This window comes from Brevundimonas sp. (genome assembly GCF_029945885.1).
Taxonomy (GTDB): Bacteria; Pseudomonadota; Alphaproteobacteria; order Caulobacterales; family Caulobacteraceae; genus Brevundimonas.
The window spans coordinates 306,497-329,371 of record NZ_JAQSDK010000004.1 but is presented as its reverse complement, the minus strand read 5'-3'; the positions used below and the strand labels follow the sequence as shown (position 1 = coordinate 329,371).

At 68.2% G+C, this 22,875-nt stretch carries 17 protein-coding genes, 1 tRNA gene and 1 other annotated feature; of the genes, 9 read left to right on the top strand and 9 right to left on the bottom strand.

What is annotated here, in order from left to right; all coding sequences use genetic code 11:
- Positions 1-122 precede the first annotated feature (122 nt).
- The 3 genes from PSV00_RS04105 to PSV00_RS04095 all read right to left on the bottom strand — a co-directional run bounded on the left by PSV00_RS04105 (position 123) and on the right by PSV00_RS04095 (position 2,702).
- Entirely contained in the window at positions 123-1,598 is a 1,476-nt protein-coding gene (locus PSV00_RS04105) for a SulP family inorganic anion transporter (RefSeq protein ID WP_366944632.1), read from the bottom strand.
- Positions 1,599-1,666: 68 nt separating this feature from the next.
- Positions 1,667-1,721 (bottom strand) — a sequence feature (sul1 is cis-regulatory element that is thought to sense ions involved in sulfur or methionine metabolism; They are found in Alphaproteobacteria).
- Positions 1,722-1,820: 99 nt separating this feature from the next.
- Positions 1,821-2,036, bottom strand: a complete 216-nt coding sequence (locus tag PSV00_RS04100; protein WP_300445154.1) for a hypothetical protein — start codon at positions 2,034-2,036, stop codon at positions 1,821-1,823.
- Positions 2,037-2,069: 33 nt separating this feature from the next.
- On the bottom strand, positions 2,070-2,702 hold the full coding sequence (locus PSV00_RS04095) for a glutathione S-transferase family protein (RefSeq protein ID WP_300445153.1): 633 nt from the start codon (positions 2,700-2,702) through the stop codon (positions 2,070-2,072).
- Positions 2,703-2,815: 113 nt separating this feature from the next.
- Between PSV00_RS04095 and PSV00_RS04090 the strand changes: the two genes are divergently transcribed.
- The 5 genes from PSV00_RS04090 (at position 2,816) to PSV00_RS04070 (ending at position 9,681) form a co-directional block, all read left to right on the top strand.
- Positions 2,816-3,244, top strand: coding sequence for a hypothetical protein (locus PSV00_RS04090; protein WP_300445152.1), 429 nt, complete (start codon positions 2,816-2,818; stop codon positions 3,242-3,244).
- An 8-nt stretch (positions 3,245-3,252) separates the two neighbouring features.
- A complete protein-coding gene (locus PSV00_RS04085; RefSeq protein WP_300445151.1) occupies positions 3,253-6,885 on the top strand; it encodes a hydantoinase B/oxoprolinase family protein in 3,633 nt (1,210 codons plus the stop codon).
- 74 nt (positions 6,886-6,959) lie between these two features.
- On the top strand, positions 6,960-7,703 hold the full coding sequence (locus tag PSV00_RS04080) for a DUF969 domain-containing protein (protein ID WP_300445150.1): 744 nt from the start codon (positions 6,960-6,962) through the stop codon (positions 7,701-7,703).
- Positions 7,700-8,665, top strand: coding sequence for a DUF979 domain-containing protein (locus tag PSV00_RS04075; protein ID WP_300445148.1), 966 nt, complete (start codon positions 7,700-7,702; stop codon positions 8,663-8,665). The genes PSV00_RS04080 and PSV00_RS04075 overlap by 4 nt, the downstream gene beginning before the upstream one ends.
- Positions 8,665-9,681 carry a DUF2891 domain-containing protein gene (locus tag PSV00_RS04070; protein WP_300445146.1) on the top strand — a complete coding sequence of 339 codons (1,017 nt, stop codon included), beginning with the start codon at positions 8,665-8,667 and terminating at the stop codon, positions 9,679-9,681. Before PSV00_RS04075 ends, PSV00_RS04070 begins: the two co-directional genes overlap by 1 nt.
- On the opposite strand, the gene arsC is transcribed toward PSV00_RS04070, so the two are convergent.
- Positions 9,678-10,046, bottom strand: a complete 369-nt coding sequence (gene arsC / locus PSV00_RS04065; protein ID WP_300445144.1) for an arsenate reductase (glutaredoxin) — start codon at positions 10,044-10,046, stop codon at positions 9,678-9,680. The genes PSV00_RS04070 and arsC overlap by 4 nt on opposite strands.
- Before the next feature lie 138 nt (positions 10,047-10,184).
- Between arsC and PSV00_RS04060 the strand changes: the two genes are divergently transcribed.
- From PSV00_RS04060 to PSV00_RS04050, 3 genes are all read left to right on the top strand, one after another.
- Positions 10,185-11,444, top strand: coding sequence for a multidrug effflux MFS transporter (locus tag PSV00_RS04060; RefSeq protein ID WP_300445143.1), 1,260 nt, complete (start codon positions 10,185-10,187; stop codon positions 11,442-11,444).
- A gap of 67 nt (positions 11,445-11,511) precedes the next feature.
- Positions 11,512-13,470 carry a M1 family metallopeptidase gene (locus PSV00_RS04055; RefSeq protein WP_300445141.1) on the top strand — a complete coding sequence of 653 codons (1,959 nt, stop codon included), beginning with the start codon at positions 11,512-11,514 and terminating at the stop codon, positions 13,468-13,470.
- Between the two features lie 79 nt (positions 13,471-13,549).
- Positions 13,550-15,208 (top strand): amidohydrolase, encoded by a 1,659-nt coding sequence (locus PSV00_RS04050; protein ID WP_300445139.1) that lies wholly within the window; start codon positions 13,550-13,552, stop codon positions 15,206-15,208.
- Between the two features lie 86 nt (positions 15,209-15,294).
- On the opposite strand, the gene PSV00_RS04045 is transcribed toward PSV00_RS04050, so the two are convergent.
- The 5 genes from PSV00_RS04045 to PSV00_RS04025 form a co-directional block, all read right to left on the bottom strand.
- Positions 15,295-15,369: transfer RNA gene (locus PSV00_RS04045), tRNA-Gly, on the bottom strand.
- Between the two features lie 103 nt (positions 15,370-15,472).
- Positions 15,473-16,414 (bottom strand): alpha/beta hydrolase, encoded by a 942-nt coding sequence (locus PSV00_RS04040; protein WP_300445137.1) that lies wholly within the window; start codon positions 16,412-16,414, stop codon positions 15,473-15,475.
- Complete coding sequence (locus PSV00_RS04035; protein WP_300445135.1) at positions 16,414-18,645, bottom strand: TonB-dependent receptor; 2,232 nt, start codon at positions 18,643-18,645, stop codon at positions 16,414-16,416. Before PSV00_RS04035 ends, PSV00_RS04040 begins: the two co-directional genes overlap by 1 nt.
- Before the next feature lie 134 nt (positions 18,646-18,779).
- Entirely contained in the window at positions 18,780-19,766 is a 987-nt protein-coding gene (locus PSV00_RS04030; RefSeq protein WP_300445133.1) for an AraC family transcriptional regulator, read from the bottom strand.
- A gap of 84 nt (positions 19,767-19,850) precedes the next feature.
- On the bottom strand, positions 19,851-22,205 hold the full coding sequence (locus tag PSV00_RS04025) for a heavy metal translocating P-type ATPase (RefSeq protein WP_300445132.1): 2,355 nt from the start codon (positions 22,203-22,205) through the stop codon (positions 19,851-19,853).
- 101 nt (positions 22,206-22,306) lie between these two features.
- Here PSV00_RS04025 and PSV00_RS04020 point away from each other — a divergent pair, with 101 nt between their 5' ends.
- Positions 22,307-22,582: a metal-sensitive transcriptional regulator gene (locus PSV00_RS04020; RefSeq protein ID WP_300445173.1), complete on the top strand. Its 276-nt coding sequence runs from the start codon at positions 22,307-22,309 to the stop codon at positions 22,580-22,582.
- Positions 22,583-22,875: the final 293 nt, after the last annotated feature.

The window sequence follows — 22,875 nt, the reverse complement described above, 5'->3', positions numbered from 1 at the left end:
ACACATAGTCATACGGTCTCCGGGCGGACGCCCGGCGCTCCGCCCACGCCCCCATACCCGCAGCCGGACCGGCGCGGCCCTTTGGCCTGCCTGCCCGACAGGCGGTCGGCCCCTGCCCGCGATCAGTGCGCCCCGGCCCCCTCGGGCAGATGCTGTCGCTCGTGCCTGCCGACGCGGGTCACCAGGGTCTGGCTGGCGGCGTTCATGCCGGTCAGCACAACCTCGGCCCCCTGGCGGCGATAGCGGAACACCACCTTGTCGACGGCGGCGGCCCCGGTCAGGTCCCACAGATGGGCCTCGGTCATGTCGATCTCGACCCGGGTCGGGTGGCCGTGATGTTCGAAGGCGGCGGCGAACACATCGGCCGAGGCGAAGAACAGCTGGCCGCTGACCGCGTAACACAGCTCGCCCTCGGGCGAGTCGACCTCGGTCACCACCACCGTCTTGCCGACCTTGCGCATGAAGAAGACCGCCGAAAGGATCACGCCCAGCATCACCCCCTTGGACAGGTCGTGGGTCAGGACCACCGTGCCGGTGGTGGCCAGCATCACGATCGACGACTGCATCGGCGTCTCGCGCAGCTTCAGCATCGAGCCCCAGTCAAAGGTGCCGATCGAGACCATGATCATCACCGCCACCAGGGCGGCCATGGGAATGACCGCGACCCAGTCCTGCAGCACCAGGATCAGGAACAGCAGGAACACCCCGGCCCACAGGGTCGACAGCCGCCCGCGCGCGCCGCTGGTTACATTGATGATCGACTGGCCGATCATGGCGCAACCGGCCATGCCGCCGAACAGGGGCGACAGGATGTTGGCGATGCCCTGGCCGCGCGTCTCGCGGTCCTTGTCCGACGGGGTGTCGGTGATGTCGTCGATCAGATTGGCGGTCAGCAGACTCTCCAGCAGGCCGACGAAGGCCAGGGTCGCCGCCACCGGGGCGATGATGGCGAAGGTCTCCCAGGTCAGCGGCACCTGCGGCAGGTGGAACATCGGCAGGGTCGAGGGCATCTCGCCCATGTCGCCCACGGTGCGCACGTCCAGCCCCATCCACACGGCCAGGCCGCTCAGCACCACAATGGCCACCAGCGGCGACGGCACGGCCCTGGTGATCCTCGGCAGGCCGTAGATGATGACCAGGCCGGCGGCGACCATGGCGAAGGTCTGCCAATTGGCCCCGATCAGCTCGGGCAGCTGGGCCATGAAGATCAGTATGGCCAGCGAGTTGACGAAACCGGTCATCACCGATTTCGAGACGAATTTGATGTACCGCCCCAGCCGCAGCAGGCCGACGGCGACCTGGAAAATGCCGGTCAGGATCGAGGCGGCGAACAGATATTCCAGCCCGTGATCGCGCACCAGGGTGACCATCAACAGGGCCATGGCCCCGGTGGCGGCGCTGATCATGGCCGGACGGCCGCCGACGAAGGCGATGGTCACGGCGATGACGAAACTGGCGTACAGGCCGACGGCCGGATCGACCCCGGCGATGATCGAGAAGGCGATGGCCTCGGGGATCAGGGCCAGGGCCACGACCGTGCCCGCCAGCAGGTCCTTGCGGGGATTGGCCAGCCATTGCTGGCGGGCGTTGGCGATCAGGGTCATTCCGTCAGGGTCCGTCGCTGGATCGACCGGGCGCGACAGGCGCGGGATGTCCGGGATCGATCCGTTTCCCGGGGGATCGGCACCCAGGCTAGCCACCCGGTCGAGGCCGGGTCCGTGATGACGGCTGCTGATGCGATATTGCAGTGCAAAAGGCAAGACGCCGCCACCCCCGGTCGGGGAGCAGCGACGTCCTGTGCCGTCCGGCTCGCGTCGGAGTCAGCGATCGATGCGGGTGGCCGGGCCGCTGATGTGGCAGGCGAACTCGGTGCCCGGATGGCCGGTGATCGCGCCGGTGGAGACGAGGACGCCGCCGCGGTCGCGGCAGCTCTGTTCCAGGGCGGTCAGTTCGCGCTGGTATTGCGAGTCACCGACGGTGCCGGTGGCACAGGCGCTCAGGGTGAGCAGGGCGATCAAGGCGAGGGAGGTACGCATCGGCTGGTCTCCTTCCAGTTCAGGGGGATGGGTTCAGACGGTCTTGGCGGCGGCGATCAGGGCGTCGTCGATCTCCCGGGCCCGCACCGCCGCCGGCCGGGTCGAGAGACGTTCGGCATAGGCCTGGAAGGCCGGCCGTTCGGGCAGGGTCTTGAACATCAGGCCCCAGATGATCTGGCTGCCGACATAGACGTCGGCGGCGCTGAACCGGTCACCGAGGATATACGGGCCGGCGGCCACGGCGGTTTCGAGGGTGTCGACCGCGGAGTCGAAACTGCCGTAGCCGGCCTGCATCGCCTTGTCGGCCGGAGCCAGCAGGCCCAGCGATTTGGCGGTGACGGCGGCCTCCAGCGGTCCGGCGGCGAAGAACAGCCAGCGCAGCCAGGTGCCGCGGGCCGGATCGTCAAACGCCGGGGCCAGGCCCGCCTCGGGAAAGGCGTCGGCCAGCCAGGCGCAGATGGCGGCGCATTCGGTCACCACCACGCCGCGGTACGCCACCGCCGGCACCTTGCCCATCGGATTGATGGCCAGATAGGCCGGGGCCTTCATCGTCGTGCCGTACTCCAGCACCTCGGTGCGATAGGGCTGGCCCAGCTCTTCCAGCATCCAGCGCACGATCCGTCCGCGCGACATCGGATTGGTATAGAAGACGATCTCGTCGCTCATCGCGCGTCTCTCCGGTCAGGGCAGATCCAGTCTAGTCTCCCGACGCGGCCGCCGCCAGCACCCTCACGCGCCGGTGACTATCGCCCGGCGCAGCCGGACGCTAAGTCATGCCCATGACCGCATCGCCCCGCCTGCGCCGCCTGATCGACCTGCCCGGCATCGATGACCTGGAATACCGGGCGCTGATGAAACGGGCCTGGGCCGAGCCGGACGCCCGCGCCGAATTCCCCGAGATCGATGCCTGCTCCCGCGCTGTCTTCGGCCTGACTGCCGACGAGGCCGAGGCCCTGCCCCGACCGGACGGCTGGGACGGGATCGACCAGGCGTCCCAGGCCCGCCAGATCGAGGCCTTCGCCGCCGAGGGCTGGGACGTCACCGATGACCGCCGCAAGCCGCTGCGCATGCTCGACCATTTCAGCACCCAGCTGTGGCTGGCCATTCGCGGTGTCGCCGGTGAACTGCCGTTCCAGCCTGACGACGAACAGCCCGACGCCTGGGGCGCGTCCCTCGCCGGCGACGCCGCCCGTTTCCGCAAACGCTGAGCCGCCCGATGACCCGTGACGACCGACAGCCGGGCTGGCGCTTCTGGATCGATCGCGGCGGCACCTTCACCGACATCGTCGCCCAGTCGCCGGACGGCCGCGTCCTGACCGGCAAACTGCTGTCGGAAAATCCCGAACACTATGCCGACGCCGCCGTCGAGGGTGTGCGTCGCCTGCTGGACGCCGGACCCGGCCCCCTGCCGCCGGGCCGGGTCGAGACCGTCCGCATGGGCACCACCGTCGCGACCAACGCCCTGCTGGAACGCAAGGGCGAGCCGACCGTCCTGGCCATCACCCGCGGTTTCGGCGACGCCCTGGCCATCGGCTGGCAGAGCCGTCCCGACATCTTCGCCCGCCACATTGTTCTGAACCGCCAGCTCTACGACCGGGTCATCGAGATCGACGCCCGGGTCGCGGTCGACGGTACGGTCCTGGAACCGCTGGACGAGGCCACGGCCCGCGCCGGACTGACAGCCGCCCATGCCGCCGGCTTTCGCGCCCTGGCCATCGTTCTGCTGCACGGCTGGCGCTGGACCGCCGACGAGGCCCGGCTCGCCGACATCGCCCGGGAGGTCGGCTTCGACCAGGTTTCGGTCAGCCACGAGATCGGGGCCCTGATCAAACTGGTCGGCCGCGGCGACACCACGGTGGCTGACGCCTATCTGTCGCCGGTGCTGCGGGCCTATGTCGACCGGGTCGAAACCGAACTGGGGGCGGACACGCCCCTGCTGTTCATGCAGTCGAACGGCGGCCTGACCGGTGCCCGCGCCTTCCGCGGCAAGGATGCCATCCTGTCCGGTCCCGCCGGCGGTGTGGTCGGCATGGCCGAAACGGCGGCCGCCGCCGGTTTCGACCGGGTCATCGGCTTCGACATGGGCGGCACCTCCACGGACGTCTGCCACTACGCCGGTGAATTCGAACGCACCTCCGACAGTATCGTCGCCGGGGTCCGGCTGCGGGCCCCGATGCTGGCCGTGCATACGGTCGCGGCCGGCGGCGGCTCAATCTGCCGCTTCGACGGCGCGCGGCTGCGGGTCGGGCCGGAATCCGCCGGGGCCGTGCCGGGGCCGGCCGCCTATCGTCGCGGCGGCCCGCTGACGGTGACCGACTGCAACGTCATGCTGGGCAAGCTGCGCCCCGAATTCTTCCCGCCGGTCTTCGGCCCCTCGGCCGACCAGCCGCTGGACGCCGATATCGTGCGCATCCGGTTCGAGGCCCTGGCAGACGAGGTTGAGGCCGCGACCGGCCAGGCCATGTCCCCGGCTGAACTGGCCGAGGGCTTTCTCGCCATCGCCGTCCAGGACATGGCCGAGGCGATCAAGGCCATCTCCATCCAACGCGGCCATGACGTCACCACCTATGTGCTGAACAGCTTCGGCGGAGCCGGCGGCCAGCACGCCTGTATGGTCGCCGACGCCCTCGGCATGACCCGGGTCATGGTCCACCCCCTGGCCGGTGTCCTGTCGGCCTACGGCATGGGACTGGCGGCGGTGCGGACCCTGCGCGAGGAGACCGTGGCCCTGCCCCTGGCCGATGACCAGGCCCGCCCGCTGGAGCAGCGCGCCAGCGCTCTTGAACAGCTGGCCCGGACCGAGCTGGTGACCCAGGCCATGGCCTTCGATTCCGTCGAGACGCGGGTCCGGGCGCGAATCCGTTATGACGGCACCGACACGGCCCTGGCCGTCCCCTTCGGCCCGGTCGCGACCATGCGGGCAGCCTTCGACGCCCTGCATCGTCGCCGCTTCGGCTTCGTTGCCGGCGACAAGGCCCTGATCGTCGAGAGTCTGGAGGCCGAGGCCACCGGCCGGTCCGACACGCCGGAACGCGCAGCCGTCCCGCCGTCGACAGCGGGGAGCGCGCCCATCCCCGCAGCCCGTATCCGCATGGCCGGCAGCGACCACAACACAGCGATCGTGCGGCGCGAGACCCTGACGGCCGGGGCCATTGTCGACGGTCCGGCCATCGTCCTCGAACAGACCGGCACCACGGTGATCGAACCCGGCTGGCGGGCCACCGCCGATGCCGGACTGAACCTGATTCTCGAGCGCGTCGCGCCCCTGGCCCCGCGTCTTGCCGCAGGCACGGCCGCCGATCCCATCCTGCTGGCCGTGTTCAACAGCCGCTTCATGGCCGTGGCCGAACAGATGGGCGAGGCGCTACGGGCCACCGCCTATTCGGTCAACATCAAGGAGCGGCTCGACTTCTCCTGCGCCGTCTTCGATCACGGCGGGGCCCTGATCGCCAACGCCCCGCACATCCCGGTGCATCTGGGATCGATGGGCGAAAGTATTGCCGCCGTTATCCGCGCCCGGGGCGAGGCCCGTGACGGCCGCGGCCTGCGCGACGGCGACGTCTATATGCTGAATGCCCCGTGGAACGGCGGCACCCACCTGCCCGACATCACCGTCATCATGCCGGTCTTCCTGCCCGACGACGACGCCCCGGCCTTTTTCGTCGCGGCCCGCGGCCACCATGCCGATATCGGCGGCATCACCCCGGGCTCCATGCCGCCGGGCAGCCGCACGGTTGAGGAGGAGGGCGTGCTGATCGACGACGTCCTGCTGATCGACGAGGGCCGACTGTGCGAGGCCGAGACCCGGGCCCTGCTGAGCTCGGGTCGCTGGCCGGCCCGCAACATCGACCAGAACCTGGCCGACCTGAAGGCCCAGGTCGCCGCCTGCGCCCGCGGGGCCCAGGAGCTGGAGGCCATGGTGGACGCCTTCGGTCGCGCCGCAGTCGAGGCCTATATGGGCCACGTCCAGGACAATGCCGAGGCGGCCGTGCGCCAGGTGCTGGCCGTGCTCAAGCCCGGCGAATTCGCGCTGGAGATGGATGACGGCGCGATCATCCGGGTCCGGATCGACGTCGACCCGGTGGCGCGGCGGGCCACCATCGACTTCACCGGCACCAGCCCGCAGCGCGACAATAATTTCAACGCGCCGCTGTCGATCACCCGCGCCGCCGTCCTCTACGTCTTCCGCACCCTGGTCGACGACGCCATTCCGTTGAACGCCGGCTGTATGAAACCGCTCGAGCTGATCGTGCCCGAGGGGTCGATGCTCAGCCCGCGCTATCCGGCCGCCGTCGTGGCCGGCAATGTCGAGACCAGTCAGGCGGTGGTCGACACCCTCTACGGTGCCCTCGGTGTGCTGGCCGCCAGCCAGGGGACGATGAACAATTTCACCTTCGGCGACGAGACCCGCCAGTATTACGAGACCATCGCCGGCGGCTCGGGTGCCGGACCGGATTTCGACGGGGCCGACGCGGTCCAGACCCATATGACCAACAGCCGGCTGACCGATCCCGAGGTTCTGGAAACCCGCTTTCCGGTGCGGCTGGACTCCTTCTCGATCCGGCGCGGTTCGGGCGGAGCGGGGGCCCATCACGGCGGCGACGGCGTGATCCGCCGCGTGCGCTTCCTCGAACCGATGACCGCCGCCATCCTGTCGAACCGCCGCCGTGTGCCGCCCTTCGGGGTCGCCGGCGGCCTGCCGGGCGCGGTCGGACGCAACAGCGTCGAGCGCGCGGACGGTACCCATGAGGCCCTGGGCTCGACGGCCGAGGTGCAGATGCAGCCGGGCGACGTCTTCGTCATCGAGACCCCGGGCGGCGGCGGATTCGGGCCACCGCCGGAGCGCTAGGCGCGGGCATTCGCGGGGGGCTTTCATCGTCCCCCGTTCCAAGTCACCATCACGGACGTTCGGGGGAATTCAACATGCTGGTGCTTCTGGGGATCGCGGTGGTCGTGGCCGGCTTCGTCGCCCGCATCAATCCGCTGCTGGTCATTCTGGCCGCCGCCATCGTCACCGGCGTGATGGCCGTGGTCGTCCCCGGCGTCGAACCCCGGGCCCTGCTGCAGGCCGCGATCGACACCCTGTCGGCCTTCGGCAACGCCTTCAACGACAACCGCTATTTCCATATCACCTGGCTGGTCCTGCCCGTGATCGGCCTGCTGGAACGCAAGGGATTACAGGAACGGGCGCGGATACTGGTCGGCAAGGTGCGGGCCGCGACCGCCGGGCGGCTCCTGGTCAGCTATCTGCTGGTGCGCCAGGCGACCGCGGCGCTGGGCCTGACGTCGCTGGGTGGGCATCCGCAGATGGTCCGCCCCCTGATTGCCCCGATGGCCGAGGGGGCGGCCGAGGTCGAGGCCGGCAGGCCCCTGACTGACCGGGTCCGCTTCCGGATCCGCGGGATGTCCGCCGCGACCGACAATATCGGCCTGTTCTTCGGCGAGGACATCTTCATCGCCATCGGCTCGATCGTGCTGATCGTCGGCTTCCTCGAACAGGCGGGGCTGATCGTCGAACCCCTGCAGATCTCGATCTGGGCCATACCGACCGCCATCGCGGCCTTCGTCGTGCACGGCGCGCGACTGCTGCTGTTTGACCGGTCGATCCACCGGGAGATTGCGGACACCGCCCCTGCGGCGGGTCCGGACGGGGAGGTGGGCCAGTGATCACCCTCGAACACGCCTATCTGGTGGTGGGGCTGATGTTCCTCGCCTTTGCCGTCCTGACCCTGCGCGACCGCGAGCATCCGACACGCATCCGCAGCGCCCTGTTCTGGGGTCTGATCGCCGCCTCCATGCTGTTCGGTACCTGGCTCGGCGGACTGGGCAACGGCATTCTGGTTCTGGCGCTGGTGGCCATCGGCGGGCTGAAGCGACTGGGGGTCGCCAGGCCGGCCACGACCGGTCCCGAGGTTCGCCTCGCCAGCGCCGCGCGGCGCGGCAATGCCCTGTTCCTGCCGGCCCTGATCGTGCCGGTCGTGGCCGTCGGCGGAACCCTGGCCGCCAAACATTCCGCCGCCGGTGCCTGGCTGATCGCGCCGGTCCAGACCACGCTGATCGCCCTCGGCCTGGGCTGTGTCATCGCCCTCGCCGTGGCCATGGCCTGGCTGCGCCCCCCGGTGCTGGCACCGGTTCAGGAAGGGCGGCGGCTGATGGATTCGATCGGCTGGGCCGCCCTTTTGCCGCAGATGCTGGCCTCGCTGGGCGCGGTCTTCCTCGCCACCAATGTCGGCGGGGTGGTCGGGGAACTGGTGACCCAGGCGGTGCCAATGACCTCGGCCCTGATCGCCGTGGTCGCCTACTGCCTGGGCATGGCCCTGTTCACCGTCATCATGGGCAATGCCTTCGCCGCCTTCCCGGTGATGACGGCGGCGATCGGCCTGCCCTTCGTCATCTACCAGTTCGGTGGCAATCCGGCGATCGTCTGCGCCATCGGCATGCTGGCCGGTTTCTGCGGGACGCTGATGACGCCCATGGCCGCCAATTTCAATGTGGTGCCGGCCAACCTGCTGGAACTGCCCGACCGCAACTCACCGCTGAACGGCGTCATCCGGGCCCAGATGCCCACCGCCCTGATCATGCTGGGGATCAATATTGTGCTGATGTACCTTCTGGCCTTCCGTTTCTGATGGCCGTCCTCACCCCCGACATCGCCGCCCTCTATGCCCGCACCGCCCTGGGCCATGTGACGCGCGAATATCCAAACAAGCTGGATCACGTGCTCGAGTCGGCCGCCGATGCGCAGGGACCTCGGGCCCTGCATCCGGTCTTCTTCGGCAGTTTCGACTGGCACTCCTGCGTGCACGGCTGGTGGACCCTGTTCACCGTCTATCGTCTGTATCCGGAGGGGCCCGAGGCCGGGCGGATCCATGCCCTCGCCGACAGCCTGTTTACGGCTGACAAGATCGCTGCGGAGGTTGCCTATCTGGCGCGTCCGTCCAGTCGCGGATTCGAACGGCCCTATGGCTGGGCCTGGTGTCTGATGCTCGCGGCCGAGCTGGCCCGGCATCAGACAGACCCGGGCCGGCGCTGGGCCGCCGCGCTCAAACCGCTCGCCGACGCCTTCGTGCAGCGGTTCATGGCCTATCTGCCACTGTCGACCTATCCGGTCCGGGTCGGCACCCACTACAACACCGCCTTCGCCCTCCGTCTCGTACTCGACTATGCCGATGAAGCCGGAGAGGCCGCCCTGGCAGCCCTGTGCCGCGAGCGGATCATCGCCTGGCACGGCGAGGATCGCGACTGCCAGGCGTGGGAACCGTCGCAGGACGAGTTCCTGTCACCGGCCCTGATGGAGGCCGAGCTGATGCGCCGGGCCCTGGCCCCGGACAGCTTCGTCGACTGGCTGGACCGGTTCCTGCCGCGTCTGGCGGAACAACAGCCGCAGACCCTGTTCACCCCGGCCTCGGTCAGCGATCGCAGCGACGGCAAGATCGCCCATCTGGACGGACTGAATCTCAGCCGCGCCTGGTGCTGGCGCGGCATCGCCTCGGCCCTGCCGGCGGACGACGCCCGGCGGGCCGTGGCCCTGACGGCGGCCACCCGCCATCTCGATGTGGCCCTGCCGCAGGTGACCGGCGACTATATGGGCGAGCACTGGCTGGCCAGTTTCGCCCTGCTGGCCCTTCTGGCACCGGCCGCCTAGCCGGGCAGCAGGTCCTGCACGGTCTCGACCGGGCGACACAGCTTCACACCCTTCGGCGTCTTCACGATCGGCCGGTTCACGAGGATCGGATGCTCGACCATCGCGTCCAGCAGGGCGTCATCGGAGACGGCCGGGTCCAACAGGCCGAGGTCGGTGACCAGGTCGCCGGTCGTGCGCATCAGCTGGCGCGGGGTCTTGTCCATGGCAGCGAACAGGTCGGTCAGCTGCTCCCGGGTCCATCCGGTCTTCACATAGTCAACGACCTCCGGTGTCAGTCCCGCCGTCTCGATCGCGGCCAGCACCTTGCGCGAGGTCCCGCAGGCCGGATTGTGGAAGACGGTGACGGGGAAGGCAGCGTCGGCCATGGTCAGCTCCTGCAATGGCGGATCGGGCGGCGCATCGCCGGTACGGCCTCGTAACAGTCCTCGCGCCGCCGATCACCTCGTGTGACGCCACGATCAAATCCCGGCCTCGCGGTTGCGGTCCAATCCGGTAGCGCGCACATGCAGGCGATGATCGAACGTCCGCCTGTCGCCGTCAGACCGAAAGGGCCGGGCTTTCCCGAGTTCGTCTGCCTGATCGCCATGATGATGGCGTTGAATGCCCTCGCCATCGACGCGATGCTGCCCGCCCTGCCCGCCATCGGCACGGCCCTGGGCGTCGTCACGGAGAACAGCCGCCAGTGGGTCATTACCGCCTATCTGCTGGGCTTCGGCGTGGCCCAGATCATCTACGGCCCGCTGGCGGACCGCTACGGCCGCAAGCCGATCCTGATGGTCGGGCTCAGCCTCTATGTCCTGTTCAGCGTCATCGCCGCCTTCGCCCCGACCTTCGAGGCCCTGATCCTGGCCCGGGTCTGCACCGGCGTCGGGGCTGCGGCGATGCGGGTGCTGGCGGTGTCGATCGTGCGAGACCGCTACAGCGGCCGGACCATGGCCCGCGTCATGTCGCTGAGCTTTCTCGTCTTCCTCGGCGTGCCCATCCTGGCCCCGACGCTCGGTCAGCTGATCCTGAACGTGGCCCCCTGGCCGTGGATCTTCGGCGTCCTGGCCCTGGCCGGCGGAGCCTTCACCCTGTGGGCCGCGCTCCGCCTGCCGGAAACCTTGCACCGCGAGGACCGCCTGCCGATCAAGGTCGATCGCATCGCCGCCGCCTTCCGCGAGGCCCTGACCAACCGGCGCTCGATGGGCTACACCCTGGCGATGACGGCGATCACCGGATCCCTGTTCGGCTTCATCAATTCCTCGCAACAGATATTCTTCGACGTGTTCGACGAACCGGCCCTGTTCACCACCTTTTTCGGCCTGATGGCCGGCGGGGTTGCGATTGCCTCGCTGCTCAATGCCCGATTGGTGGAACGGCTCGGGTCGCGCCTGATCTCGCACACCGCCCTGCTCGGGTTCATCATCATCGGCCTCACCCATTCGGTCGTGACCCTGAGCGGGCACGAGACGATCTGGACCTTTGCCATCCTGCAGGGGCTGACCATGTTCTGCTTCGGCCTGATCGCCGGCAATTTCGGCGCGATGGCGATGGAGCCCATGGGTCATATCGCCGGCACGGCCTCGTCAGCCCAGGGCTTCATTTCGACAACGGCCGGCTCGACCCTGGGCTTCCTGATCGGGCAGCAGTTCAACGGATCGGTGGCCCCCCTGGCCCTAGGCGTGACCGGCTGCGGTATCCTGGCACTGACCGCCGTCCTGTTCGCCGAACGGGGACGGCTTTTCAGCGCGCACAGCCCGGCCCGACCCGCAACCTCCTGAGACGCGCCCCTTGATCTTTGCCGGCGGAGGGGGCTGTCTCCCGTCCAACACGTCAACGGAGCGTTCAATGAACCGCAAACTGACCGGACTGGTGTCCGCCCTGGCCCTTTCCGCCGTCCTCGCAGCCTGCGGCCAGCCCGGCGGCAAGTCCGACATGCCGCCCCTGCCGGCCTCGGCCACGGCCCCGATCCAGTATGTCCGTGACATCCATTCCTTCGCCCGGCCCGAGATCGCCCGCGTCCGCAATGTCGACCTGGACCTGACGGCTGATTTCGCGACCAAGACCCTGTCCGGTACGGCCACGCTCGACATCACGGCCGAGCCCGGGGCCACCCAGATCATCCTCGACGTGCGCAACCTCGACATCCGCGCCATCACGGATGAGGCGGGAACGGCCCTGCCGTTCGTGCTCGGGGCCATCGACCCGGTCATGGGTCAGCCCCTGACCGTGACCTTCCCCGCCTTCAAGGCCGGTGAGCAGCGCAAGATCGTCATCCGCTATGCGACCCGCCCCGACGCGGCGGCCCTGCAATGGCTGACCCCGGCCCAGACGGCCGGGGGGCAACAGCCCTATCTGTTCAGCCAGGGCCAGGCGATCCTGACCCGCACCTGGATCCCGACCCAGGACAGCCCCGGCATCCGCCAGACCTATTCCGCGAAGATCACCGTGCCGGACGCCCTGAAGGCGGTGATGAGCGCCGAGATGCTGACTCCGGACGGCAAGGCCGCCGGCACCGGCCAACACAGCTTCAGCTTCCGCATGACCAATCCGGTGCCGCCCTATCTGATCGCCCTGGCGGTCGGCGACCTTGCCTTCGCCAGCGAAGGCAGCCGCACCGGCGTCTGGACCGAACCCAGCCGTCTGGACGCGGCCAAGGCCGAATTCTCCGAAGTCGGCCAGATGGTCGATGCGGCCGAGGCCCTGTACGGCCCCTATCGCTGGGGCCGCTACGACCTGCTGATCCTGCCGCCGTCCTTCCCGTTCGGCGGCATGGAAAACCCGCGCCTGACCTTCGCCACCCCGACGGTGGTGGCGGGTGACAAGTCGCTGGTCTCCCTCGTGGCCCATGAGCTGGCGCACAGCTGGTCCGGCAATCTGGTGACCAACTCCACCTGGTCGGACATCTGGCTCAACGAGGGCTTCACCACCTATTTCGAGAACCGCATCATGGAGTCGGTCTATGGGCGTGACCGGGCCCTGATGCTTCAGGTCCTGGGCTGGAACGACCTGCAGTCCAGCCTGAAGACGATGCCCGCCGCTGATACCCGGATGCACGTCGATCTGACCGGGCGTGACCCGGACGACGGTCTCAATGATATCCCCTATGAGAAGGGGGCCGCCTTCCTGCGCACCGTCGAGCGCATCGTCGGCCGCGACGCCTTCGACGTCTGGCTCAAGGGCTATTTCGAGCGCAACGCCTTCCGTCCGATGTCTTCGGCCCAGTTCCTGACCGACATCCGCACCCACCTGGTCAAGGGCGACGCCGCCCTCGAGACTCGGCTGCAGCTCGACAACTGGGTCTATCAGCCCGGACTGCCGTCGAACGCCATCGCGCCGGTCTCGACAGCCCTGACGACGGTCGACACCGCCGCCAAGGCCTTCTTCGCCGACAAGGGACCGGCCTCGGCCATTCCGTGGTCCGGCTGGTCGACCCAGGAACGCCAGCATTTCCTCGCCTGGCGTCCGACCGGACTGCGCGCCGGAACCGACTGGCTGACCCCCCCGCAGCTGGCCGATCTGGAATCGACCCTGAAGCTGCGCGACGAAGGCAATGCCGAGGTCCTGTTCGGCTGGCTGCAGATCGCCGTGGCCCATCGCTACCAGCCGGCGGTGCCGACGCTGGAGCATTTCCTGACCAGCCAGGGCCGACGCAAATTCGTGATGCCCCTGTTCACCAGCCTCTGGGCCGAGGGTGACTGGGGCCGGCCGATCGCCACCCGGATCTACGCCCGGGCCCGGCCCGGCTATCATCCGGTAACCTCGGGTTCGGTCGACGCGCTCGTCGGCGTTCCGACGGGCCAGTAGGCTCATACCTCCACGGACGGGCGCGCGACGTCCGCGCGCCCGTCCGCACCCTGTCCGTCCTGAACCAAGGATTCGTTCGATGCTGAGAGTGACCGCCCTCGCCCTGCTCCTCGCCGGTGCAGCCGTCCCGGCCATGGCCCAGAATCTGCAGATCCACGGCGGACCGATCTATACCGGGGTCGAGGCCATGCCCCGGGCCGAACTGGTCCAGGTGCGCGATGGCCGGATCGTCTTCGCCGGACGGGCCGCCGACGCGCCGGACGCCACCGGCCTGACCGACATCGACCTGGCGGGCGCGACCCTGTTTCCCGGCTTTACCGACGGCCACGCCCATCTGGACGGCATCGGCGCGCGCGAGATGGAGCTGAACCTCGAGGGCTCGGCATCGGTCGATGAGGCCATGGCGCGGCTGAAAGCCTGGGCGGAGGCCCATCCCGAGGGACCGATCCTCGGCCGGGGCTGGATCGAGACCCGCTGGCCGGAGGGGCGGTTCCTGACGCGCCACGATCTGGATGCGGCAGCGCCCGGGCGGCTGGTGGCGCTGTGGCGCGCCGATGGCCATGCGACGGTGATCTCCTCCTCCGCCCTGGCGGCGGCGGGAATCGATGCCTCGACCGTCGCGCCCCCGGGTGGCGAGATCCTGAAGGATGCGGCGGGCCAACCCACCGGCCTGCTGGTCGATGCCGCCATGGACCTGCTGGGGGGCTTCTGGAGCCAAATCGGAGACAATCCCGTGTCCGCACGGGACAGGTATCGCGCCGGCTTTGCCGTCTATGCCCGCTATGGCTGGACCGGCATCCATTTCATGAGCGCGCCCTGGGACGACGTGCCCCTGATGGAAGAGATGGCCGAAGCGGGCGAGGCGTCGATCCGCGTCTACAACAGCGTGACGCCCGACGGTGCCGCAGCCCTGTTCGCCTCCGGCCCCCGCTCGGTTGCGGACGGACGGGTCATCACCCGGGCGGTCAAGATGTATGCCGACGGGGCGCTGGGCTCGCGCGGGGCGGCCCTGTTCGAACCGTATGCCGACCGACCAGAGACCACCGGCCTGATGCAGATCGACGGCGAGGCGGCCGTGCCCGTCTATGAGGCCGCGCTGCGCTCCGGCATCCAGATCGCCACCCACGCCATCGGCGATCGCGGCAACCATGAGGTCACTGAATGGTACGCCACCGCCATGCGCGCGGTGCCGCTTGATCAGTGGGATGTCGCGGATCCCCGCTGGCGGATCGAACATGCCCAGATCCTGCGGCCGTCCGACTATGCGGCCTTCCGCGACCTGCCGATCATCGCCTCGATGCAGCCCAGCCATGCCATCGGTGACTTCCATTTCGCCGGTGCCCGGCTGGGCGACGCGCGGCTGGACGGGGCCTACGCCTGGAATAGCCTGGTCGACATGGGGGTGATCGTCGTCGGCGGGTCCGACGCCCCGGTCGAACGCGGCGATCCGCTGATCGAATTCTACGCCGCCGTGGCCCGCCGCGATCTCGACGGTTTCCAGGGCCCCGACTGGCGGCCGCAGGAGGCGGTGTCGCGTGAGACGGCGCTGAAGATGTTCACCCTGTGGCCGGCCTATGCCTCGTTCCGCGAGGCCGAACTGGGCACGATCGAGGTCGGCAAGCGCGCTGACTTCACCGCCTTCGACATCGACCTGATGACCGTGCCGGCCGCCGAGATTCCGCACGGCCATGCGATGCTCACCGTGGTCGACGGGGTGGTGGTCTGGTCGCGCGACTGAGCCGACCCGACAACAGGATCAGACCATGCCGGATGGCCCACCGCGTCCGGCGAACGGCGGGAGACCTGGCGAAGTGTAAGGGGTGTTGGAGCGGCCGGTGGGAATCGAACCCACGACATTCAGCTTGGGAAGCTGACGTTCTACCTCTGAACTACGGCCGCACCGGCTCGAAACCGCACGGGTTCCTGGGCGCACGCCGGTCTAGCCTGCACGGTGCCGGATGTGAAGCGCTTCCGGTGCGTTCGGACCGGGACCGGCTTCAGATCAGGACCTGAAGGCCCGCGCGATGCGGTTCAGCCCTGTCTGCCCGCGTTTCAGGACCCCCGCAAACAGGACAAACCCGTGAATGGTTCCGGGCACGCAGACATACTCCACCGGCACGCCCAGCCCCTTCAGCCGATCGGCATAGGCGCGGCCTTCATCCCGCAACGGGTCGAATTCAGCGGTGACGACCAGGGTCGGTGGATGTCCTCGCAGCGTTTCGTCGGCGGCGAGCAGGGGCGAGACGCGGGGATCCGCACCCTGCGAAGCCTGCTCCAGATACTCATCTTCGGCCCGCCTGATGTCGAACTCGCGCAGGAAATACCGGCCGTCGCCCAGCTCTGTCCGCGAGGCGAACCGTGCATCGGGGGCGGCCGTCATCACCGGATAGAGAAGAACCAGGCGATGGACCGGCACCTTTGCCGTCTGGCAGGTCACCGCCGCAAGCGCCCCGCCCGCGCTGTCTCCGGTGACCATCAACCGTTTGGGGTCGCCGCCCAGGGTACGGGCATTCGCGGCCACCCAGGCCAGGGCGGCTTCACAGTCGTCGATCGCGGCCGGAAAGCGGTGCTCGGGCGCGCGGCGATAGTCGACATCGACGACAATCACATCCCCCCGGTCGCAATAGGCGCGACAGACCCGTTCGTAGGACTCCGGCCCACCCAGAACCCAGCCGCCGCCGTGGATGTTCAGCACCATAGCCGGCGGCCTCAGGCTGAACCGACGCGGCCAGTAGATGCGCAACCGCAGGGGGCCGGCGGGCGTGCTGATCCACCGGTCCTGCGCCGCCTTGACCCGCGCCATCGGCGGTCCATAGGCGTGGCACATCCAAGTCATCAGCTCGCGTCGCTGCTCCACGGTGGGGTCCATCGGCGCACTGGCCAGATCGCCCCCCATCCGCGCCATCAGGGCCGTAACCTCCGGGTCGAGCCCCGAGGAGGCCATCAGAAGCGATACCGCACGTCGAGGGTAACGGTGCGCGGTACGCCGTAATAGCCCATCTGCACGCCCGGCGAGGCGCTCAGGTCGAAGGCGTGTTCCATATAGGCTTCGTCGCCGAGATTCTTGCCGCTCAGCAGGACGGTCCAGTTGGTATCCTGCGGCGTGAACAGGATCGAGGCGTCGAACAGCCAGTAGGCGTCCTGGGCCAGGATTTCGCTGCTGGACACGGTCAGATAGGTCTTCGACCGATAGGCGGCACCGCCGGACAGGGTCAGGTCGCCCAGCCCGCCCAGTGCCAGGTCATAGGTCAGGCCGGCCCGGCCGCTCCACTCGGGGGCGTTCACCAGCTTGCGTTGATCGCTGATGTCCACGCCGAGGTCGATATATTCCGTATATTCGCTGTGCAGATAGGCGAGGTTGCCGTCGAACCGCAGCGCCTCCGACATCTGGGCCGAAAACTCGGCCTCCAGCCCGTAGAATTCCGCGCCGCCCGCATTGTCGAACACCGAGGTGAAATCCCCCGTAATCGGATCGGCGGCGAAGCGGCTCAGCTGCAGGTCGGTATAGTCCTGGAAGAAGGCGGCCAGGTTCAGTCTCGCCCGACCGTCGAACAGGTCGGACTTCAGTCCGGCCTCATAGCTCCACAGGGTCTCGGGCTCGAAGCCCTGGGCAGCGGTGGTGATCCGTCCGTTGAAGCCGCCGCTCTTAAAGCCCTGGGCGGCGCTGACATAGGCCAGCACATCATCCGAGACCTTGTAGTTCAGCGCGATACGGGGCGTGAACGAGTCCCAGCTCTGTTTGGCCTGGTATCCGCTCGCCCCATAGCCGAGGCCCTGGCCGAACAGACGCTCCATATCCTCGGCGGTCGCGGCCGTCGCCGGCAGGAAGAATTCACCGCGGTTGTCGGTGGATTTGGTCTCGTGGGTATAGCGCAGGCCCACCGTCAGGCTGGCCCGGTCCGTCAGGTCATAGTCAACCTGGCCATAGGCGGCGATGCTCTCATTGTCCGACACGCGCAGGCCGGCCGAGTTCAACGGGAAGGGCAGGATGAAACCGAGATCGAGGAAGAAGTCCGGGGCAACCGCCCCGCCGAAGGTGGTGTCATTCTCCTGGAAATAGAACAGGCCGCCGACCGCCGACACCCGGTCGCTGTGATAGAGGACCTGCAGTTCCTGGCTGGTCTGGTCCTGGGTCTCGAAATCATAGATGCCGAACGACTCGTCGGGCGAGGCATCCAGATCCAGGTGGGTGCGATATTCCATCTCGCGGTAGGCGCTGATGGATTTGAACGTGAGCGGACCCGAGTCATAGGTCAGCGTCAGGGCGACGCCCGAAGTGTCCAGCCGTTCGAGGTCGTTGTAGGTCACGTCGACGGCATAGGGATCGGCGATGACCGGTCGCATGGCCCCGGTGTTGATCGAATAGATCGGCGTTTCCCGATGCGGGGTCCGCGACCGGTCGGGACGGCTCTGCGACGCGTCGAACGTCAGATTGGCGGAAAACTGATCGGTCGGCTGGTACAGGAGGGTGGCCCGGCCGGCGATCAGATTCTTGTCACCGTCGCTCTGTCCGTCATTGAGATTGGTCGTGTAACCGTCGCGGCTGGACGACGCGAGGGCGATAGAGCCCAGCAGCTGGTCGGAGCCCAGCGGTCCTGACAGACGCGCCCGTACCCGGCGCTCGTCATAGCTGCCGATCGCCGCCTCGATATAGCCTTCGGGCGTGGCGCTGGGTTTTTCGCTGGTGAATTTGACGGCACCGCCGATCGTATTGCGACCGTAAAGCGTGCCCTGGGGGCCGCGCAGAACCTCGATCTGCTGGGGGTCGACCACCTCGAGGAACGAGCCCTGGACCCGGCCCAGATAGACGTCATCCAGATAGACGCCGACGCCGGGATCGTTGAACGAGATCGAGTCGATCTGGCCGATGCCGCGCAGATAGATCACCGCGTTCGATGCATCGCCGACGTGCAGCGACAGGTTCGGCACCAGGGACTGCAGGTCACCCAGGGTCTGGGCCTGGTTGCGATAAAGGGTCTCGCTGGAGAAGGCGGTCACCGCCGAGGGTACGTCCTGCAGCCGCTCCGACTGGCGACGCGCGGTGACGATGATCTCGCCCACACCATAGGTGGCTTCCGGCTGCGGCGGTGTCACGTTCTGCGCCTGCGCCTGAACGGCCGTCGCCATCGACAGAACGATCGCCGAAGCGCCCGCCAGAATTGCCCGGTATTTCATCTCGACCTCCCCATCGCGACTTCTGTGACGCGTTGGGAACCAGCTAGGTCGGCAGCCCGCCCGCTGTCGATGACGGAAGCGCCGCATCGCAAGGGACAATTTCGCTCAAGTACTGCGGCGCGATCCGAACAGGCTCACCGGGTCCGGCGCGGCGAGGTGCCGTTCCAGCGTTTGAAGGCGCGGGCGAAGCTGCGTCCATCGGAATAGCCCAGGGCCTCGGCAATCTCGGCGATCGGTTCGGTACCCAGCAGGGCCAGGCGGGCACGGTCGTTCAGGATCTCGTCGCGCAGTCGTCGAAACGGCAGGCCGTCGGCCGCCAGTTGCCGGCGCAGGGTCGCCGGACTCAACCCCAGTTGGCGCGCGGCCGACGCCTGGTCGCAGGCCGGATCCAGCCGCAGCAGGGCCCGGACGAGGGCGGGCAGGTCGGACCCATGCGACAGCTCGGCCTCGCGGCGCTCCACCAGATGCATCAGCCGGCTCTGAACGGTCGCCGCCGAGGGTCGCGGCCCCGCGCTGGCCACCGGTGCGGCGGCCACCCTGTCGCTATAGGCCAGGGCATACCACTGCCGGCCCCATCGCACGTCGCACGGCCACAGCCGCATGGCCCCGTCCCCCTCACCCGGGGCCCGCCGTGTGGCGACATGGGCCACGGACGGCGTCAATTCACTGTGGGTGAGAGCGCAAAAGCAGCTGTGAAGGTGGATCAGCACGCATTCGAGCATCAGGCTCACCGCGGCGGACGGCATGTCAGAATAGGGGAAGTGGGCGTCGTCGATGATGTAGATCAGCAGACCGTTCATGCGGCGGACCCGGTTGTAGGCTCCGCCGTGAAGCTTGTTGTAGGCCTCGGCCGTGCGACGCATGGCCTGTTCCAGTGTGGGCTCGCTGGCTGCCTGGGCGAGGACGAAGTCAGTAGTGCCGCGCACCAGCGGGCGCGGAGTCAGGCCCAGCGCCTCATCGAGCGAGGCCGCCGTCCGGGCTTCGGCGGCCCGGAAATAGTCGCCGAGCCAGATGCGGGTCTGATCCTCGGCCGGTTCATCGAGGCAGTTGGGCAGGATGGCCCCCACGGTCGCCCGCGACAGCCACAGGGTTCTGGATGCTGACTGAAGATCGTTGGTCACTTCGTCCTGCCTCCCATGGCCCATGATCGGGCAACACGGACCAAACCGCAAAGGTGAAGCATCGGAGCGAAAAATCGGCCGCTCCTAGAGTTTGACCGACCGCAGCCTCAGGGCGTTGCCGATCACGCTGACCGACGACAGCGACATGGCCAGGGCCGCCAGGGCCGGGGACAGCAGCAGGCCGAAGGTCGGGTACAGCAGGCCGGCGGCGATCGGGATACCCAGGGCATTGTAGCCGAAGGCGAACAGCAGGTTCTGGCGGATATTGGCCATCACCGCCTTCGACAGGTGCCGGGCCCGCACAATGCCTTGCAGGTCGCCGCTCAGCAGGGTGACGGCGGCGCTCTCGATGGCCACATCCGAGCCCGCGCCCATGGCCACGCCGACATCGGCGGCGGCCAGGGCCGGGGCGTCATTGACCCCGTCTCCCGCCATGGCCACGACGCGGCCTTCGGCGCGCAGCTGTTCGACCACGCTGGCCTTGTCCTGCGGCAGAACCTCGGCCCGCACATCGTCGATGCCCAGACGCCGGGCCACAGCCCCGGCCGTGGTGCGGTTGTCGCCGGTCATCATCACCAGCCGCAATCCGGCGGCCTTCAGCGCGATGATGGCGTCGGCGGTGGTCGCCTTGACCGGGTCGGCGATGCCCAGCACCCCGGCCGCCTGGCCGTCGACGGCGACGAAGATGGCGGTGGCCCCGTCATGACGCAGGGCCTCGGCCCCGGCTTCCAGCGCCGAGACGTCAATGGCCAGCTCGCCCAGATAACGGCTGTTGCCCAGCACCACCCGACGGCCGTCGACCAGACCGGTGACGCCGCGACCGACCGGGCTGTCGAACTCACGGGCTTCGGACAGGGTCAGGGACCGGGCCTTCGCCGCCTGGACAATGGCGTCGGCGAGCGGGTGTTCACTGCCCCGTTCGAGGCTGGCGGACAGCTGCAGCAGCTCGGCCTCCTCCAACCCGGCCACGGGCTGGATCACTGTGACCGACGGTCGGCCCTCGGTCAGGGTGCCGGTCTTGTCCACCACCAGGGTATCGACCTTCTCGAACCGCTCCAGAGCCTCGGCATTGCGGATCAGCACCCCGGCCCGGGCCCCGCGCCCGACCCCGACCATGATCGAGATCGGCGTGGCCAGCCCGAGCGCGCAGGGGCAGGCGATGATCAGCACCGACACGGCGGCGATCAGCGCATAGGTCAGCCGCGGCTCCGGTCCGACCAGGCCCCAGATGACGGCGGCCAGAACGGCTGCGGCGATCACAGTCGGCACGAACCAGCCCGAGACGACATCGGCCAGACGCTGGATCGGCGCGCGGCTGCGCTGGGCCTGGGCCACCATCTGGACGATCCGCGACAGCAGGGTGCCTGCCCCGACCTTGTCGGCCCGCATCACAAATGACCCGGTCCGGTTCAGCGAGCCGCCCACAACCGCGCCGCCCGGCTCGCGCGTCACCGGCATGGACTCACCGGTCACCATCGACTCGTCGATCGACACCCGGCCCTCAAGGATTTCCCCGTCGACCGGCACCTGTTCACCGGGCCGCACGCGCAGCCGGTCGCCGACACCTACCTGCTCCAGCGAGACGTCCTCGTCGGTGCCGTCGTCGCGGACCCGCCGCGCCGTCTTGGGCGTCAGGTCCAGCAGGGCCCGGATCGCGCCGGACGTCTGTTCGCGGGCCCTCAGCTCCAGAATCTGACCGATCAGGACCAGGACGGTGATGACCGCCGCCGCCTCGAAATAGACCGGTACGCTGCCGTCCATGCCGCGCACCGCTGCCGGAAACAGGCTCGGGAACAGCACCGCGACGACGCTGTAGATCCAGGCCGCGCCGATGCCGATCGAGATCAGGGTGAACATGTTGAGGCTGCGGTTGCGCAGCGAAGCCCAGCCCCGCTCGAAGAACGGCCAGCCGACCCACAACACTACCGGCGTCGCCAGCCCGAACTGGATCCAGTTCGAGGTCTGGCCCGGAATCCACCGATGCAGGTCAAACAGATGGCCGCCCATCTCCAGCACGAAGACCGGCAGGGTCAGGACCAGACCGACCCAGAATCGTCGGGTGAAGTCGATCAGCTCATGATTGACCGGGGCTTCTGCGGTGACCGTCTCCGGCTCCAGCGCCATGCCGCAGATCGGGCACGACCCCGGCCCCTCCTGGCGGATCTGCGGGTGCATCGGACAGGTGTAGATCGCGCCGGGGATCGCCGCCTCGGGCTCCGGCCGGGCACCGAGATAGCGATCCGGGTCAGCGATGAATTTGGTCCGGCACCCGGCCGAGCAGAAGAAATGCTCCTCGCCCTCATGCGTGGCGCGATGGGTCGCGGTCGCGGGGGCGACGGTCACACCGCACACGGGATCGACGGCTTGGGCGCTCCCGGCGGCGGATAGGTTTGAGCAGCAGTCGTGACCGGTCGGGCGCGAATGTGCGGGCGTTGACATGACAGACTCCTGGCTGGACCTGATGACGATATATACCCATAGGGGGTATAGCGCAAGATACCGGTCCGGGGTATATGGAAACGATCAAACCGGGGAATTGGATGCAGACCGAAACGAAACCCAGGCTGATCAACCGCCTGAACCGTATCGAGGGACAGGTGCGAGGCATCGCCCGCATGATTGAGGAGGATCGCTATTGCATCGATCTGCTCACGCAACTCCAGGCAGTCCGCGCCGCCTTGCACAGGGTCGAGACCGAGGTCCTCAAGGACCACCTGGATCATTGCGTGATGGGGGCCATGACGGGCGACGACCCCCTCGACCGGCGCGCCAAGGCCGAGGAACTGATTGAACTGCTTGGTCGAGCCGGCCGTTAGGTCGCCCGCAAACCCTGCACCGGCGTCAGCCGGCGGCGCGCGACGCCCAGTCGATATGCGTAATGCGCCAGCTGACCGGCCGGCCTCCGCCGCAGGCCAATGCTTCAACTGGCAACAATTTGGGGAAAGAAATGGCGCGCCCGGAACGATGAAGCCATCTGTGTCGGAACTGGGATTATAACCCACTGGTTTGAAAGAAAACCAATAATAAGCCGACACTTACGTTCTCGATTGCTGCTATGGACGTTGTAAATCGGGTTGTGTTTGATCGAAACGGGTGCGCGTGGGACGAA

Coding starts and splice junctions, on each gene's coding strand:
- PSV00_RS04100 (WP_300445154.1), bottom strand. CDS start 2,036: ATGCGTACCTCCCTCGCCTTGATCGCCCTGCTCACCCTGAGCGCCTGT.
- PSV00_RS04085 (WP_300445151.1), top strand. CDS start 3,253: ATGACCCGTGACGACCGACAGCCGGGCTGGCGCTTCTGGATCGATCGC.
- PSV00_RS04080 (WP_300445150.1), top strand. CDS start 6,960: ATGCTGGTGCTTCTGGGGATCGCGGTGGTCGTGGCCGGCTTCGTCGCC.
- PSV00_RS04055 (WP_300445141.1), top strand. CDS start 11,512: ATGAACCGCAAACTGACCGGACTGGTGTCCGCCCTGGCCCTTTCCGCC.
- PSV00_RS04060 (WP_300445143.1), top strand. CDS start 10,185: ATGCAGGCGATGATCGAACGTCCGCCTGTCGCCGTCAGACCGAAAGGG.
- PSV00_RS04020 (WP_300445173.1), top strand. CDS start 22,307: ATGCAGACCGAAACGAAACCCAGGCTGATCAACCGCCTGAACCGTATC.
- PSV00_RS04035 (WP_300445135.1), bottom strand. CDS start 18,645: ATGAAATACCGGGCAATTCTGGCGGGCGCTTCGGCGATCGTTCTGTCG.
- PSV00_RS04050 (WP_300445139.1), top strand. CDS start 13,550: ATGCTGAGAGTGACCGCCCTCGCCCTGCTCCTCGCCGGTGCAGCCGTC.
- PSV00_RS04040 (WP_300445137.1), bottom strand. CDS start 16,414: ATGGCCTCCTCGGGGCTCGACCCGGAGGTTACGGCCCTGATGGCGCGG.
- PSV00_RS04070 (WP_300445146.1), top strand. CDS start 8,665: ATGGCCGTCCTCACCCCCGACATCGCCGCCCTCTATGCCCGCACCGCC.
- PSV00_RS04025 (WP_300445132.1), bottom strand. CDS start 22,205: ATGTCAACGCCCGCACATTCGCGCCCGACCGGTCACGACTGCTGCTCA.
- arsC (WP_300445144.1), bottom strand. CDS start 10,046: ATGGCCGACGCTGCCTTCCCCGTCACCGTCTTCCACAATCCGGCCTGC.
- PSV00_RS04090 (WP_300445152.1), top strand. CDS start 2,816: ATGACCGCATCGCCCCGCCTGCGCCGCCTGATCGACCTGCCCGGCATC.
- PSV00_RS04095 (WP_300445153.1), bottom strand. CDS start 2,702: ATGAGCGACGAGATCGTCTTCTATACCAATCCGATGTCGCGCGGACGG.